The 15,085-nt window shown below is 64.4% G+C and carries 13 protein-coding genes and 1 pseudogene; 3 read left to right on the top strand and 11 right to left on the bottom strand.

Annotation, left to right across the window (positions count from 1 at the left end; all coding sequences use genetic code 11):
* Nucleotides 1-29 precede the first annotated feature (29 nt).
* Both ACE103_RS06930 and ACE103_RS06925 read left to right on the top strand, forming a co-directional pair.
* Nucleotides 30-1,368: pseudogene (locus ACE103_RS06930) on the top strand (esterase-like activity of phytase family protein).
* Nucleotides 1,369-1,608: 240 nt separating this feature from the next.
* Nucleotides 1,609-2,052, top strand: coding sequence for a hypothetical protein (locus ACE103_RS06925; RefSeq protein WP_375778822.1), 444 nt, complete (start codon nt 1,609-1,611; stop codon nt 2,050-2,052).
* Between the two features lie 19 nt (nt 2,053-2,071).
* Here ACE103_RS06925 and ACE103_RS06920 read toward each other — a convergent pair whose 3' ends face one another.
* The 3 genes from ACE103_RS06920 to ACE103_RS06910 form a co-directional block, all read right to left on the bottom strand.
* Nucleotides 2,072-2,908 carry an enoyl-CoA hydratase-related protein gene (locus ACE103_RS06920; protein ID WP_375778821.1) on the bottom strand — a complete coding sequence of 279 codons (837 nt, stop codon included), beginning with the start codon at nt 2,906-2,908 and terminating at the stop codon, nt 2,072-2,074.
* An 83-nt stretch (nt 2,909-2,991) separates the two neighbouring features.
* Complete coding sequence (locus ACE103_RS06915) at nt 2,992-4,668, bottom strand: mucoidy inhibitor MuiA family protein (RefSeq protein WP_375778820.1); 1,677 nt, start codon at nt 4,666-4,668, stop codon at nt 2,992-2,994.
* Nucleotides 4,669-4,848: 180 nt separating this feature from the next.
* The gene (locus ACE103_RS06910) at nt 4,849-6,276 is read right to left on the bottom strand and encodes an MFS transporter (RefSeq protein WP_375778819.1); all 1,428 of its coding nucleotides are present in this window, start codon (nt 6,274-6,276) and stop codon (nt 4,849-4,851) included.
* A gap of 83 nt (nt 6,277-6,359) precedes the next feature.
* Between ACE103_RS06910 and ACE103_RS06905 the strand changes: the two genes are divergently transcribed.
* Nucleotides 6,360-6,818, top strand: a complete 459-nt coding sequence (locus tag ACE103_RS06905) for a MarR family winged helix-turn-helix transcriptional regulator (RefSeq protein ID WP_375778818.1) — start codon at nt 6,360-6,362, stop codon at nt 6,816-6,818.
* Between the two features lie 72 nt (nt 6,819-6,890).
* Here the strand turns inward: ACE103_RS06905 and ACE103_RS06900 are convergent, their stop codons facing one another.
* The 8 genes from ACE103_RS06900 to ACE103_RS06865 form a co-directional block, all read right to left on the bottom strand.
* On the bottom strand, nt 6,891-8,063 hold the full coding sequence (locus ACE103_RS06900) for a thiolase family protein (RefSeq protein ID WP_375778817.1): 1,173 nt from the start codon (nt 8,061-8,063) through the stop codon (nt 6,891-6,893).
* 227 nt (nt 8,064-8,290) lie between these two features.
* The gene (serA, locus tag ACE103_RS06895) at nt 8,291-9,880 is read right to left on the bottom strand and encodes a phosphoglycerate dehydrogenase (RefSeq protein ID WP_375778816.1); all 1,590 of its coding nucleotides are present in this window, start codon (nt 9,878-9,880) and stop codon (nt 8,291-8,293) included.
* Nucleotides 9,881-10,113: 233 nt separating this feature from the next.
* Complete coding sequence (locus ACE103_RS06890; RefSeq protein ID WP_342713181.1) at nt 10,114-11,286, bottom strand: phosphoserine transaminase; 1,173 nt, start codon at nt 11,284-11,286, stop codon at nt 10,114-10,116.
* Nucleotides 11,287-11,364: 78 nt separating this feature from the next.
* Nucleotides 11,365-11,577, bottom strand: coding sequence for a hypothetical protein (locus ACE103_RS06885; RefSeq protein WP_223969720.1), 213 nt, complete (start codon nt 11,575-11,577; stop codon nt 11,365-11,367).
* A 167-nt stretch (nt 11,578-11,744) separates the two neighbouring features.
* Nucleotides 11,745-12,215, bottom strand: a complete 471-nt coding sequence (locus tag ACE103_RS06880) for a GNAT family N-acetyltransferase (RefSeq protein ID WP_375778815.1) — start codon at nt 12,213-12,215, stop codon at nt 11,745-11,747.
* An 18-nt stretch (nt 12,216-12,233) separates the two neighbouring features.
* Nucleotides 12,234-12,824: a glutathione S-transferase family protein gene (locus tag ACE103_RS06875; RefSeq protein WP_375778814.1), complete on the bottom strand. Its 591-nt coding sequence runs from the start codon at nt 12,822-12,824 to the stop codon at nt 12,234-12,236.
* Between the two features lie 71 nt (nt 12,825-12,895).
* Nucleotides 12,896-13,747, bottom strand: a complete 852-nt coding sequence (locus ACE103_RS06870; protein WP_223969723.1) for an outer membrane protein — start codon at nt 13,745-13,747, stop codon at nt 12,896-12,898.
* A gap of 192 nt (nt 13,748-13,939) precedes the next feature.
* A complete protein-coding gene (locus tag ACE103_RS06865) occupies nt 13,940-14,791 on the bottom strand; it encodes an outer membrane protein (protein WP_223969724.1) in 852 nt (283 codons plus the stop codon).
* Between the last annotated feature and the right edge of the window lie 294 nt (nt 14,792-15,085).

The following is a 15,085-nucleotide window of genomic DNA, read 5'->3' as shown; positions in this document are numbered from 1 at the left end:
CGCATCGTTTGTCCTTTGGGAGATCAACCATGCGCCTGTCACTGCTCTGTTCCGTCGCCTCGATCCTGCTCGCCACATCGGCGTTCGCGCAGAGCGAGGGCGAATTCCCGGCGACGCTGGCAGGGCACGCCGTGATGCCGGCGGAGAGCTTCATCGACGCCCCCACTGACGCACCGGCCGATCTGAAGACATCGGGCAAATACACCACCGGCAAGCGCGTCGACGCCATCGGCACCGTGATGGGCAAATCCTACGAGCGGCCGACCGGCGTGTCGCTGCCGTTCAAGGGCCAGCCGCTGCAGGGCCATTCCGGCATCAAGGCGATGCCCGACGGCTCGTTCTGGGTGATCACCGACAACGGCATGGGTGCCCGCTACAACTCGGCGGACTCGATGCTGTACCTGAACCGCCACAAGATGGATTGGGCCGGCGGCAAGATCGAACGCCAGGAGACCGTGTTCCTGCACGACCCCGACAAGAAGGTGCCGTTCCGCATCGTGCATGAGGACACCGCCAAGCGCTACCTCACCGGCGCCGACTTCGACACCGAAGGCTTCCAGATCATCAACGACATTTTCTGGATCGGCGACGAGTTCGGGCCGTATATCCTCAAGGCCGACAAGACCGGCAAGATCCTCGCGGTGTTCGAGACGGTCGCCGACGGCAAGCCGGTGCGCTCGCCGGATCACTGGGCCGTGCAGTCGCCTGGCGCGCCCGGCGCCACCTACACCAACGTCAATCTGCGCCGCTCCAAGGGCTATGAGGGCTTTGCGTCCTCCAAGGACGACAAGTTCCTCTACGGCCTGCTCGAAGGGCCGCTGTGGGATGCCGACAAGAAGGACTGGGAGAAGGTCGACGGCAAGGAAGCCTCGCGCATCCTCGAATTCGACGTCGCGGCGGAGAAGTTCACCGGGCGCTACTGGCAATATGTGTTCGAGCAGAACGGCAACGCGATCGGCGACTTCAACATGATCGATCCGACCCAGGGCCTCGTGATCGAGCGCGACAATGGCGAAGGCACCGCCGACAAGGCCTGCCCGCAAGGCACCCGCGGCGAGAACTGCTTCCCTGACCTCGCCAAGTTCAAGCGCGTCTACAAGATCGAGCTGTCGGACGCCAATGTCGGCAATCGCCTATATCGACCTGATGAAGATCCGCGATCCGAACAAGAAGGCCCGCAAGCCGCTCAACGACGGCGTCTACACCTTCCCGTTCTTCACCATCGAGAACGTCGATCGGGTCGACGAGACCCACATCATCGTCGGCAACGACAACAACCTGCCGTTCTCCTCGAGCCGCGATCCGAACAAGGCCGATGACGACGAGTTCGTGCTGCTCGAAGTCGGTGACTTCCTGAAAGCGAAGTGAGCGGTTGCGCTTGCTGTCAACAACAGCGTCGTCGCCCGGCTTGACCGGGCGACGCAGTATTCCAGAGGCGTTCGAGTTCAACGGACAAGCCGCGGCGTACTGGATGCCCCGCTCAAGGCGGGGCATGACAGCGAATTTGCGGAGGCCAGCCCATTCCAAAGGTTGTTCTGCAATTGCCCTTCTACCGAAGCGGTCAATGATGATAGCCTCGGCGGATACGTGAATCGCCTGGGGCAAATCATGCGAGAAAAATCCAGCCTGACCTACATCGAGGCGTTGATCGCCGCGGGCTTCGTTGCGTATTTGAGCTGGGACCAGAGCTGGGGCCTTCCGCCTGGACTGGCCGCATTGCTTCTCGGCGCGATCGTCTACTTTGCCTACCTGTGCTTGATGCGACGCTTGGTGAGGTTCCATCAAAACAGCTATGAGGTCGTGGCGACGATCCTGGCCGCTGTGTGGGGCGTCCTGGCTTACCTGGTCATGGGCGCGCTGCAGGCGGGGTTCGCCAACCAAATACCCGCCATGTTGCTGATGCATCTGTGGCCCTGGATCGCGGCGCTGGCCGCTTTCATCGGAGCACTCACCAGCAAAGTGCGCTTCATGGACGATGTTCGCGAATATGTCGTCGGCCGCCGCGCGCGCTGGGACAATCAGCAATGGCTGGAGGAGGACGCGCGCTTCTAGCCCGCATTCGCAAAAGCCATCATTCCTTCCTGGTCCGGTAATCCCCGAACGTGGTGTCGCGCTGGTCGAGCTGGGCTTTGACGCTGGCGCCGTCGCGGCGGAAGCCGGCCATGTAGGCCTTGCTCGCCTCGGTGGTGAAGGCCAGCGCCTGGATCTCGGTGCCGGCGCGCATCGCGGCGCGGGCGCCCATGATCTCCATCGCGCGATGCACTGAGCGCTTGTTGAGCTGCTGCAGCTCGACCGGCACCTTTGCCGCGCGCTCGGCGAAATCCAGCGTCTTCGCCTCCAGCTCGGCGAGCGGGAACGAGCGGGTCGCATAGCCCCACTCGGCGGCCTCGCGGCCGGACATCGCGTCGCCCGTCAGCATCAATTCCATGGCGCGGCGCATGCCGACCAGCCAGGGGTGATACTGCATATCGGGCGGGCTCATCAGCCGCACCGGCGGATAGCCGATCTGGGCATCGTCGGCGACATAGACCACGTCGCAGGCGGTCGCGAGCTCGGTGCCGCCGGCGAGGCAATAACCGTGCACCTGCGCGATCACGGGCTTGGCGAGATCCCAGATCGAGAACCAGCCTTCGACGACATGGCGCGACCACTGGCCGGGGCCGGATGCCGAATGATAGGGCTGGTCGACGCGGTTGTCGGCGGAGAGATCATAGCCTGCCGAGAAGCACGGACCCGCGCCGCGCAGGATCGAGATCGAAATGTCGGGATCGCGATCGGCCTGCTCCAGCACCTCGAAGATCTCGCCGCGCAGCCGGTTGTTCAGCGCGTTGCGCTTCTCGGGCCGATTCAGTGTGATGCGACGGACGCGCGGTCGCGGATCATCGACGATGATGTGCTGGTAGCTCATGGATCCTCCCGATCTCAGGCTTTTTTGCCGTTGGCAAAATGTTGCCCGAGATCGGGAGGGATGTCATCGGCTACCGGTGCAGATCAGCCCGCCGGCACCATCACGATGCCCTTGTCCTTCGGCCAGCGCATCCGCCATGCGAAATTGATGTCACGGACTTCGCCGGCCTTGGCCTCGAACGCCCACTCCAGCACCCCGCGCTTGTCGCGCAGATTGGTTGTGGTTGCCGGCGTCGACGACGGCAGCATCTCGACCACGATATCGTCGTTCTCGCTGACCGGAAGCTGATCCTGGATCGCGACCTTGATCGGGAAGTCGTGGCCGTTGCGCACCGTGGTCTTGAAGGCGCGCTCGTCGGTCTTCGACGTGGTCACGATCAGGCCGGCGGAGCCTTCGTTGCGCTTCACCACCGCGCGCTCGATCTTGACCTTGTCGTCGGCGCCAAAGCCGAGCCGCACGGTCTCGTCCTTGGCGGCGGTGGCCATCCGGCTGCGGCCGACAAAGATGCCGTCGCGGTAGATTGCGACCAGCCCCGGCAGCAGCGGCGCGTCGTCGGCCTGCACGAAGCTCGCCTCCAGGAACGCGGTCGGATCGATCACCGGGACGGCGCGGATGGCGAGATCGGGAGTGATCATGGCCGTCGAGATGCGCAGGCTCTTGGCACCCTCATTGGCGGTGACGCTGACGCGGCCGGGAATCTTGAAGGTGGCCTGGAAGGCGCCGACGTCGGCGATGGCCTCTTGTTCCGCAATGACCGCCCCTGCACCAAAGTGGAATTCCCTGACTGCGTCGGCCGCTGGTGCGGGCGCCGAAGCCGCGCGCTGTTGCACGCTGTCAAGCACTTTGCCGGCGGCCAGCGGTCGCGGCGGTAACGGATATCGCACGAGCAATGAATTGAGATCGGGCGCGTTGCCGCCGCGCGCGACGCGGACGGTGGAGACGACGAGCGCGACGTTCGACCAGTCCTCGCCGGTGCTCTGGGTGATCTCGGCGCGGCGCACCAGCTCGATCGCCGGCTTGCGGTCCTTGGTCCCGGTATCGAGACGGGCGTCGTAGAGCGGCGTCCAGCGCGCGTTGCGCACCGCATAGGTCACCCGCAGCGTCGCGCGGGTGGCAGCGGCGGAGGCCAGCTCGATCCGCACCTCGAGCTTGCTCGGCGGCTTGGCGGCGCGCTCCGCTTCAAGCCGCACGATCTCGCGATCGATGTCGCGCTGCTTGCGCGCGGCGTCGCGGATCGCATTGTCGGCGGTCGCGACCTCGTCGCCGACCGCCGAGAACGCGGCGCGCCACTCGCTGACCGGACGCGCCTCGCCCTTCTCGCCGATCCCGACCGGCGCGGCCTCGGCGAAATGTTCGGCGAATTTGCGCCGCGCCTCGGCCGAGGTGATCATGCCTTGCAGATCCTCGCGCTGGTCTCGCAGCGCCTCGATCCGCTTGTCGATCTCGGGCAGGTTGGCCGGCGACACCGGGCGCGGATGCCACGCGTCGATGGCCCCGATCGTGAGCTTGGCGCCAGCCTCGCCTTCCACCCGCAGCGAGCCCGTGTCGAGCGCCATCGGGAAATCCTTGGCGATGAGGGTGTTGTCGCCGGCGGGCAGATCCAGCGTGATGACGCGGGTGACGCTCGCGCCGTCGGGATAGACGGTCACGGCATCGACCTGCGACGCCGCATCGAGATTGGCCGCCTGCACCGGCCCGGCAACCAGCGCACCCGCCAGCACCAGGCTGGTGGTCACAAGACAATTCGCAATCCTTCGCATGACATCCCTCCGGAAAAAACGCCGCATGGCGCGCGAGACGAACGGCGCGCCGGGCTCGAAGGCGCGCCGTTTCTCGTGGTGAGACGCAGCGAGGAAGGGACTGGTTCGATTGAGGTTTCCCTGCGGCACGACAATGGCAGCGGCACGGCCGCTGGATGGCGCGGCGATGACTTTCAGGCGTCAGCGATCCGCCCGGCGCCGGATGAACAGAACATTCGGCACGAAGCCGGCAACGGTGATGGCGATCATGATCCACCAACCGTGCTGAAACGCCGCGATCCGCTCAGTCATCGTGGTCGGCGTTGCCAGGATCGCGACAAAGATCGCGACACCGATCGCCAGCGCCGCCTGCCGAACCATGTTGATGACGCCGGAGCCGGTGGCAAACGACGAAGGCGGCAGCGAACCGGCGCCGACGCCCATCAGGGTCGGAAAGGTCAGCCCGACGCCGATACCGGTGAACATCATGCCGACCACAAAGGCGGGCATGTTGGGGTCGGCCCCAAGCAGCGTTGCCCAGATCGTGAGTCCGCCCGCAAACGATGCGATCCCGGCGGACACAACGGCCGCGGCGCCAAATCGCGCAATCAGGCGTCGGGCAAACAACAGCGAGGTGAACGGGACAAGCAGCGGACCCGGCGCGATCGCAAGGCCGGTCTTCAGCGCCGACCAGCCCCACACGGTTTGCTCCCACAACGCCACCGACAGCAGCATGGCGCCGAAGGCCGCCGAGTATGGCGCCATGACGAACGTCGCCCCGGTGAACGGGCGCACCTTGAACAACGCAGGATCGACGAAGGGGTTCTTCGAGTTGAGGCAGTGCCACGCAAAGGCAGCGAGCGACACTGCCGCGATGGCGAAGCCAAGTACGGTGCCGCGCGAGTTCCAGCCCCAGTCATTTGCCTTCACGATCGCAAGGGTCAGCGCACCGATACCGCAGGTGACCAGCAGCGCCGCCCATGAACTCGGACGCGGCACGTCATGGCCGGGCACTTCCGGCAGTTTCAGCCAGCCGACGATGAGCGCGACCACACCGATCGGGACATTGACGATGAAGATCCAACGCCAGTCGAAGGTGACGAGCACGCCGCCGGCAAGCGGCCCGAGCGCGGCCGCAAGGCCGCCGATCGCCGTCCAGGTCCGCACCGCCCCGGCGCGCTGGTCGGGTGGAAACGACGCCAGCAGCAGGCCGATCGAGGTCGGCGTCATCAACGCCGCACCGGCGGCCTGCGCGATGCGGGCGGCGACCAGCAATTCGACGTCAGGCGCAAGCGCGCAAGCCGCCGACGCGGCCGTGAACAGCGCAACGCCGAGCAGGAAGCTCAGATTGCGGCTGTGGCGTTCGGCGAGCCGACCGAAAAACACCAGCAGCGCCGCATAGACGATCGCGTAGGCGTTGAGGATCCAGGACAGATCCTCGAGCGGAGCACCGCGAAACTCCTGCGCGATGTTCGGCAGCCCGACATTGACGATGAAGAGGTCGAGATTGGCAAGGCAGATGCCCACCGAGACGATCGCAAGCACCTGGCGCGGTGTTGCGACGCGGGATCGTCGCCGCGCGTCAGTTCCGATCGCCAGCCCGATCGTCTCCGCCTCGACCTCAGACATCACATCCTCCAGGTACGTGCATATGCATCTATTGCAGATAGGTGCATATGCATGTATATGTCAAGCCCAGTTTGGAGGCAGCGATGGCGAAGATGGAACCCAGCCGGTGCAATCTCACGGCGTTGCGCAAGGCGACGCGGCGCGTGTCGCAGCTCTACGATCAGGTCCTGGCGACATCCGGCCTGCGCGGCACGCAACGCGCCATTCTGGTCCACATCAGACGTTCGGGCGCGCCGACGATGGGCGAACTGGCCGCCGCGCTGGTGCTCGACCGCACCGCGCTCAACCACAACCTCAAGCCGCTGGAGCGCGACGGCCTTTTGACCATCACCGTCGACAAGAATGACCGGCGCAGCCGCCTGGTGCGGCTGACCAAACGCGGCGAAGCCCAGCTTGATGAGTCACAGGCCGCCTGGCGTGAGGCGCAGGAGCGCTTCGAGGCCGCCTTCGGCGCGAAACAAGCGGCCGATCTCAGGCAGACGCTCGAACTGATTTCCACGCTCGAGTTCGGCGAACACGCGGCGGATTTGCCGGCAACATAACCGGCTTCAAACGGAAGCGGCCCGGCGTTACCGCCGGGCCGCTGGTTCTGACACGATCAGGATCGATCGCGCTTAGCTGTAGATCTCGAACAGGCCTGCGCCGCCCTGACCACCACCGATGCACATGGTCACGACGCCCCACTTGGCCTTGCGGCGGCGGCCTTCCTGCAGGAGGTGGCCGGTGAGCCGGGCACCGGTCATGCCGAAGGGATGGCCGATCGCGATCGAGCCGCCGTTGACGTTATACTTCTCGGGATCGATGCCGAGTTGGTCGCGCGAATAGAGGCACTGGCTGGCGAAGGCTTCGTTGAGCTCCCAGAGATCGATGTCCTCGACCTTCAGGCCGTGGCGCTTCAAGAGCTTCGGCACGGCGAACACCGGACCGATGCCCATCTCGTCGGGCTCGCAGCCGGCCGAGGCCCAGGCGACGAAGCGGCCGAGCGGGTTGAGGCCGCGCTTCTCGGCGTCCTTGGCTTCCATCAGCACCACGGCAGCGGCGCCGTCGGACAGCTGGCTGGCATTGCCGGCGGTGACGAACTTGCCCGGGCCCTTGACCGGCTCGAGCTTGGCAAGGCCTTCCAGCGTGGTTTCGGGGCGATTGCACTCGTCGCGATCGACCACGTAGTCGACGATCGACTCGGCCTTGGTCGCCTTGTCGACCACCTTCATCTTGGTCTTCATCGGGACGATTTCGTCCTTGAACTTGTTGGCCTGCTGCGCGGCTGCCATGCGGCGCTGCGACTCCAGCGAATACTCGTCCTGGTATTCGCGGCTGAGCTTGTAGCGCTCGGCGACGATGTCGGCGGTATCGATCATCGCCATGAAGATGGCGGGCGCGGTCTTCAGCAGGTCGGGATCGATCGATTCCTTCGGCGAGCCGCCGCCCGGAATCGAGATGCTCTCGACGCCGCCGGCGACGATGCAATCGGAGCCGTCGGAACGGATCGAGTTCGCAGCCATCGCAATGGTCTGCAGGCCCGACGAACAGAAACGGTTCACCGAGACGCCCGCGGTCGACTTCGGCAGGCCGGCGAGCAGCGCGGCCTGACGACCGATGTTCGGCGCGCCATGCGCGCAATTGCCGAGATAGCAATCCTCGACATAATCCTTGTCGACGCCGGCGCGCTCGACCGCGTGCTTGATGGCGTGCCCGGCCAATGACATCGGCGGGGTGATGTTGAATCCGCCACGGCCGGACTTCGCCAGGCCGGTGCGCGCGTAGGAAACGATTACGGCTTCACGCATTGTTTTCTCCCTCTGAGATCGCCGGATAGTGGCGCGTCTTGACGCCTTCGTACACATTTTTCATCGGGCGCAACAGCTATACCAGGCGCCCCGGAACGGCAAACGCCGCCTCCGGGACCGGAGGCGGCGTCATGTTCCGCAGATCGGAATTTGGATGTGCTTGAGCGGTATCTTCCCGCGTCATGCCGGCCCGTCCCGGGCGATGACGAGAGCCGCTCAAACAACGTTTAAAACGTCAGCGCCTTGGCCTGCTTCACCTGCGGCAGCGACTGCACCTTGGCGAGCAGATCCGCCGGCACCGCACCGTCGACCTCGACCAGCGCGATGGCGTCGCCGCCCTGCTTGACGCGGCCGAGATGGAAGGTCGCGATATTGATTTTCGCGTCACCCAAGAGGCTCGCGAACGCGCCGATGAAGCCCGGCTTGTCCTCGTTGGTCACGTAGATCATCGACTTGCCGAACTCGGCGTCGACGCGAATGCCCTTGATGTCGACGAGACGCGGCTTGCCGTCGGCATAGACTGTGCCGGACACCGAACGCTCCTGGCGCTCGGTGGTGACGGTGACGGTGATCAGGCTCTCATAGTCGCTCTGCGCGGCACGAACGACCTCGTCCACCACCATGCCGCGCTCCTTGGCGACGACAGGCGCCGACACCACGTTGACCTCGCCCAGCATCGGCCGCAGCAGGCCGGACAGCACCGCCGAGGTGATCGCCTTGATCTTCATCTCGGCGACGTGGCCCTCGTAGGTGATCGTGGTCTTGAGGATGCCGCTCTCGGTGAGCTGGCCGGCGAACGAGCCGAGCTTCTCGGCGAGCTCGATGAACGGCTTCAGCTTCGGCGCCTCTTCCGCCGTGATCGAGGGGAAGTTGACCGCGTTGGAGATCGCGCCCGACAGCAGATAGTCCGACATCTGCTCGGCGACCTGCAGCGCGACGTTCTCCTGCGCCTCGGTGGTGGAGGCGCCGAGATGCGGGGTGCAGATCACATTGGGATGGCCGAACAGCACGTTCGAGGTCGCCGGCTCCTCGACGAACACGTCGAAGGCGGCGCCCGCGACATGCTTGGAATTCAGCGCATCGACCAGCGCCTGCTCGTCGACCAGGCCGCCGCGGGCGCAGTTGATGATGCGCACACCCTTCTTCATCTTGGCGATCGCGGCCGCGTCGATGACGTTGCGGGTCTTCTCGGTCAGCGGCGTGTGCAGCGTGATGAAATCGGCGCGCTTGAGCAAGTCGTCGAGCTCGACTTTCTCGACGCCGATGTCCTTGGCGCGTTCCGGCGACAGGAACGGATCGAACGCGATCACCTTCATGCGCAGGCCGAGCGCGCGGTCAGCGACGATCGAGCCGATATTGCCGCAACCGATCACCCCGAGTGTCTTGGCGGTGATCTCGACACCCATGAAGCGGTTCTTCTCCCACTTGCCGGCCTGGGTCGAGGCGTCGGCCTGCGGGATTTCGCGCGCCAGCGCCAGCATCAGGGTGATGGCGTGCTCGGCGGTCGTGATCGAATTGCCGAACGGCGTGTTCATCACGATGATGCCCTTGGCGGTCGCCGCCGGAATCTCGACATTGTCGACGCCGATGCCGGCGCGGCCGATCACCTTGAGCTTGGTCGCCTTCTCGATGATCTTGGCGGTCGCCTTGGTGGCCGAGCGGATCGCAAGGCCATCATAGTTGCCGATGATCTCGGCGAGCTTTTCCTTGTCCTTGCCGAGATTGGGCTGGAAGTCGACCTCGACGCCGCGATCCTTGAAGATCTGCACGGCAGCGGGAGACAGCGCGTCGGAAATCAGAACTTTGGGTTTTGTCATGTGACTGTTCCTCTGCCCTGCAGCGGGCGGGTCTCTTGGACCGATGTGGTGAAGTCTCAGATCACTTCTCCCTCTCCCCGTTCTTACGGCGAGAGGGTTGGGGTGAGGGGCAGCCACGGGCAACGAACAAGCCGAGAAGGCCCCTCACCCGGACTGCACGGAACGATGCCGCGCATCGCCCGGAGAAATCCGACCTCTCTCCGTACGAACGGGGAGAAGTGACAAGCGAAAGCTTATGCCGCCTTCGGCAGCGCTGCCTTGGTCTCGGCGAAGGCCCAGTCGATCCACTGCGTCAGCAACTCGACGTCCTTGGCCTCGACGGTGGCGCCGCACCAGATCCGCAGGCCTGCCGGCGCATCGCGGTAATACGCGAAGTCGAAGCCGGCGTTCTCCTTCTCCACCAGCGCGACCAGCTTCTTGCAGAAGTCGGCCTGGGCATCTGATGGAAGCGAGGTGATCGCGGGATCGGTGAACTTCAGGCACACCGAGGTGTTGGAGCGGATCGCGGGATCCTTGGCCAGGAAGTCGATCCAGGGCGTCCGCGCCTTCCAGTCAGCGAGCGCCTTGGTGTTGGCGTCGGCGCGCCCGATCAGCGCCTTCAGGCCGCCGATCGACTTCGCCCAGTTCAGCGCGTCGAGATAGTCCTCGACACAGAGCATCGAAGGCGTGTTGATGGTCTCGCCTTCGAAGATGCCCTGGTTGAGCTTGCCGCCCTTGGTGAGGCGGAAAATCTTCGGCAGCGGCCAGGCCGGCTTGTAGGTCTCGAGCCGTTCCACTGCGCGTGGGCTGAGGATCAGCATGCCGTGCGCCGCTTCGCCGCCGAGCGCCTTCTGCCAGGAGAAGGTGACGACATCGAGCTTGGCGAAATCGAGCGGCTGCGCGAAGGCAGCCGAGGTCGCGTCGCAAATCGTGAGGCCTTCACGGGTTGCGCTGATCCAGTCGGCGTTCGGCACGCGCACGCCGGAGGTGGTGCCGTTCCAGGTGAAGACGACGTCGGACGCAGGGTCGACCTTGGCGAGATCGGGAATTTCACCGTAAGCCGCATTCAGCTTGGTGACGTCCTTCAGCTTCAATTCCTTGACGATGTCGCTGACCCAGCCCTCGCCGAAGGATTCCCAGGCGAGCGTGGTGACGGGCCGCGCACCGAGCAACGACCACAGCGCCATCTCGACCGCGCCGGTGTCCGACGCCGGCACGATGCCGATCTTGTAGTCCGCAGGCACCTCAAGCACTTCGCGCGTCAATTCGATCGCGAGCTTGAGCTTGGCCTTGCCGACCTTCGCACGATGCGAGCGGCCGAGGGCGGCGTCCTTGAGATTGTTGGGGTTCCAGCCGGGGCGCTTGGCGCAGGGGCCGGAGGAGAAATGCGGCACGTTGGGCCGCGAAGCGGGCTTCGCTGCAGTCATAATCTACCCTTCCAGATAGCTGCCTCTCGGTGGGGAGAGGTTTCCCGCCGTCCGAAATAGTGGAAGGGCCCCAAAACGTCAAGGAAGTTCGGACTTTTCCGGGGCAATCGGGGGATCACGGCTGATTGATGGGGCGTCCTCGACCTGCTGCATCGTCTCCTGATCGAGCAAATCTGCCGCGAGAGTCATGATCTTAACTGCCCTGCGCCGGCTCGATACTTTCAAAATGCTCTTATCGCCGGCCTGCACGATGTACTCGTTGCCGACCCGCACGATCGAATAATCCGACATTCCAATCCCCAGTCGCCGCCGCCCCGTGGGAGACGCCCGACATACCGGACTCGTTCCGCCCCGTAAATTCACGGAGACCGGCTTAGTTTATTGGCTGTTAACCGGATAGCGCAGCAGCGGCTACCGCAGGCATTGTCCTGTATGCGGCACAACTTCTTGCGTGCACGTCAAAAGCGGAGCGTCATGCCCATATGGCTGCGCGCGAATCCGAGCCGCTCATAGAAGCGCTGCGCATCGACGCGCGTGTGATGCGTCAGCAACTCGACGAGCATGCAACCTTGCGCACGCGCCTCCGCGACCGCCCACTGCACGAGCTGCTCGCCGATACCGCGGCTGCGGCAGTGTGTTGCGACACGGACGTCCTCGAGCAGGCCGCGCGAAGAGCCCTGCGAGCTGATGCCTGGCAGAACCGCAAGCTGCAGGCATCCGACAACGGCGCCCTCCCCATCGACGGCGACGACGAGTTGCAGGTTCGGATCACGCTCGACCCGCGCAAAGGCATCGTAATAGCTTTGCGGCAGCGGATCCGCGATCCGCTCGCGCGCACTGCCGAGCGGATCGTCCGCCAGCATGCCGACGATGGCCGCGACATCCTCGCGGCGGGCGCGGCGGATCGCGATCGATGAAGCTTCACGCATGGCGGCATTCACTCGGGATCAGCGGACCGGCGGCAGCGCGAGCACGTGCTCGGCATCGGCGATCCAGCGGCGAATCACGGGGTAACGCGCGAGCGCGAGACCGCCATCCTCTGCGACGCGCGTATAGGCAAGCAGCGAGACGTCGGCGAGCGAGAACGCATCGCCGACCAGGAATTTCGTACCGGCAAGATGCCGCTCCAGCTGATCGAGCGCCCCATGGCCGCGCTTGATGAGGTTCGGATCGATCTCCGACACGGCCTTGCCGAGATACACGGTCTGAAAGCGGCAGACGGCGACGTAGGGCTCATGGCTGTTCTGCTCCCAGAACATCCAGGCGTCCATCTGCGCCGCGCGATAGGGATCGCCGGGGATCAGATCGCTGCCGCGCGCGAGGTAGCGGATGATGGCGTTGGATTGCGCGAGCGTGCGGCCGTCATCCAGTTCGACCGTCGGCACCTGGCCCCAACTGTTCAGCTTGAGGAATTCCGCGGTGCGGCTGCCGCCCTTCATGGTGTCGATCTCGACCCATGTGTACGGCAGCGCCAGCTTGTCGCACACCCATTTCACCTTCAGGCAATTGCCTGAATTGGCGTCGCCGTGGATTTTCATCTGAGGTCGCTCCGCTTGCGGAGCAACATCCGATCAGCCGCACATTGCAGTGTCAAGCGAGGCGGCGTGCGTCAGAACTTGTAGCCGATGGCGGCGCGCACGCTGTTCTGCGTGACCGACGTGTTCTTGACCGGTGCGAACTTGACGTATTCCCACTCGCCGCGCACGAAGACACAGTTCCACAACATGTATTCCAGGCCGAGACCAGCAGTCCAGCCGGCAACGTAGGCGTCCGTTTTCGCATCTGTCGCGGTTTGTGAAAACTGCGGCAGTGCAAAGGTGGTCGAACTTCCGTCAGCAAAGTTGATCGTTCGGTTCACGGAGCTGGTGACTGTGCGCGAAACATCCATTCGGCCGACTGCGAGGCCGCCGAAGGCGTAAGGCAGGAAGTCACCGGTCGCCCAACCCGCGCGGCCGCGGAATGTCATCTCGTCCTTGAGTTTCAGCGACGCGCTTCCATTCAACGTCACGCCGTCGGCGGCAGTGGCGCCGACTGGCAGGACCAGGGTCGGCTGAGCGACTTGAATCGGACCCAGACTTCCGGAGGTCGTTGTCGTCAGTCCGGACCAATAGGTATAGTTTGCTTCGACACCGACCACGACGTCGTCAAACTGATAGTTGCGTCCGACGAATGCGCCGAAGCCCGAGCTTTGCGCATTGACCCGACCCAGCAGATTGAATTGGGACGTCGGCGCCTGCAGCGTGGTGTTGCGGAAGATGGAATTGGTCAGGGAAGCAACGCTGCCCCCGAAGTCGGTGTTGATCCATGTCTGGCTGACCTGGCCGCCGGCATACCAGCCGTCCCAGTTTCTGGTCGGCGCGCTGGAAGCGGGAAGACTGCCGCGAAGGAAATCAGGCATGTCGGCCGCCTGCGCGCCGGTCACCGCCCCGAACATCATCGCCACCAGCAAGAACCTACGCATTGCAACGCTCCATCCCACTCACCGAATGCGCGTTGATCATCGCCTGTTAACCTTAACCAATCGTTGTCGCCGGCAGCTTTCGACCACTCAAGTTGCAGAAGCTCGCGACATGACACGGCAAAGAAAAACGGCGCGGGATGATCCCGCGCCGTTTCAATCGTTAACCGTGAAGGCTCGAAATTAACCCTCAGATCAGCCCTTGCGGATCAGCGGGGGCGGCGGCGGCGGGGGCAGCACGTCGCAGCACGGCAAGGCGAAGCGCACGCCGAGCTTCACATCCTGCGAAGTCATGTCGCGGTACTGGAAGCTCGAGGGACCGGTCGGCGTGCCGTCGAAAAAGTGACCCTGGCCGTGGCCGGCGGTGCCCATGTCGAGGTAGCGATAGGCCAGTTCAACCGTGAAGTTGTTGGTGACCCTGTAGGCGACACCGGCATGCAGCGCCCAGGCGAAGTTGGTCTTGGTGGCGCCGTCGGCGACGAAGGAACTGGTCACGCCGGACCCGGTCGGGAACGTCGCGACGTCGGAGAAGGCCGAGGTCTTGATCACCGCAGCACCGACACCGGCACCGATGAACGGGGTCAAGCAACCCCAGGTGCCGAGATCGGCGTAGATGTTCGCGAGGCCGACCCAGCTCTGGACGCCGCCGTGGTAGGTGTCACCCAGCGAACTCGGCCCGGGGAACGTGAAGAAGTCGGTGCCGTTGAAGCTCACCTTCGAGCGATACTCACCGGTGATGTCGGCGCGGAACCAGCTGTTGAACTGATAGCCGACGCCGACGCCGAACAGCATGCCGCTGTCGAAGCCGGTGCCGAACTGGTTGAACGTGGTGCCGGCCGGCAGCGTGTCGTAGGCATTGGCGTGCAGCTTGGCCTGGGTGTTGGTCATGCCGATGTCGCCGCGCAGATACCAGCCGCCGAAATCCTGGACCGGCGGAGGAGCATACGCCATCGGGGGCGGCGGCATGATCGGCATGTCGGCAGCGAACGCCGCCGAGGACAACAGGGATGCCGCTCCGGCGGCGATCAGGGTCTTTACGCTACGCATTGGCTTCGTCCTTTTGGCCCAAGTGAGGCGACACGAAAGGCCCCACGTCTGAAACTCACGGGCGGACGATGGCAGCAAATGTTTAAGCGGCACTTAACCCTAATTTTTAAGGTTGATTTTCTCTCACCTTTTGCTGCGGCTGTTGCGTATGGGTCCATAAGAGCGCGTGTGCGGCGTCGAAAGATGGCGATCTCGCCACAGTTGCTAATGAAGCGTTGACGCACGCGCGCGGTTTGCAGCGCACGTAAGCGCTGAGCGTTAGCGAATGCTTAATGAAGGGCGGCGCCCTCGCCG

Source organism: Bradyrhizobium sp. ma5 (genome assembly GCF_042258955.1).
In the GTDB taxonomy this organism is placed as follows: domain Bacteria; phylum Pseudomonadota; class Alphaproteobacteria; order Rhizobiales; family Xanthobacteraceae; genus Bradyrhizobium.
The sequence above is the reverse complement of the archived record's forward strand: the minus strand, read 5'-3'. Positions and strand labels throughout refer to the sequence as shown.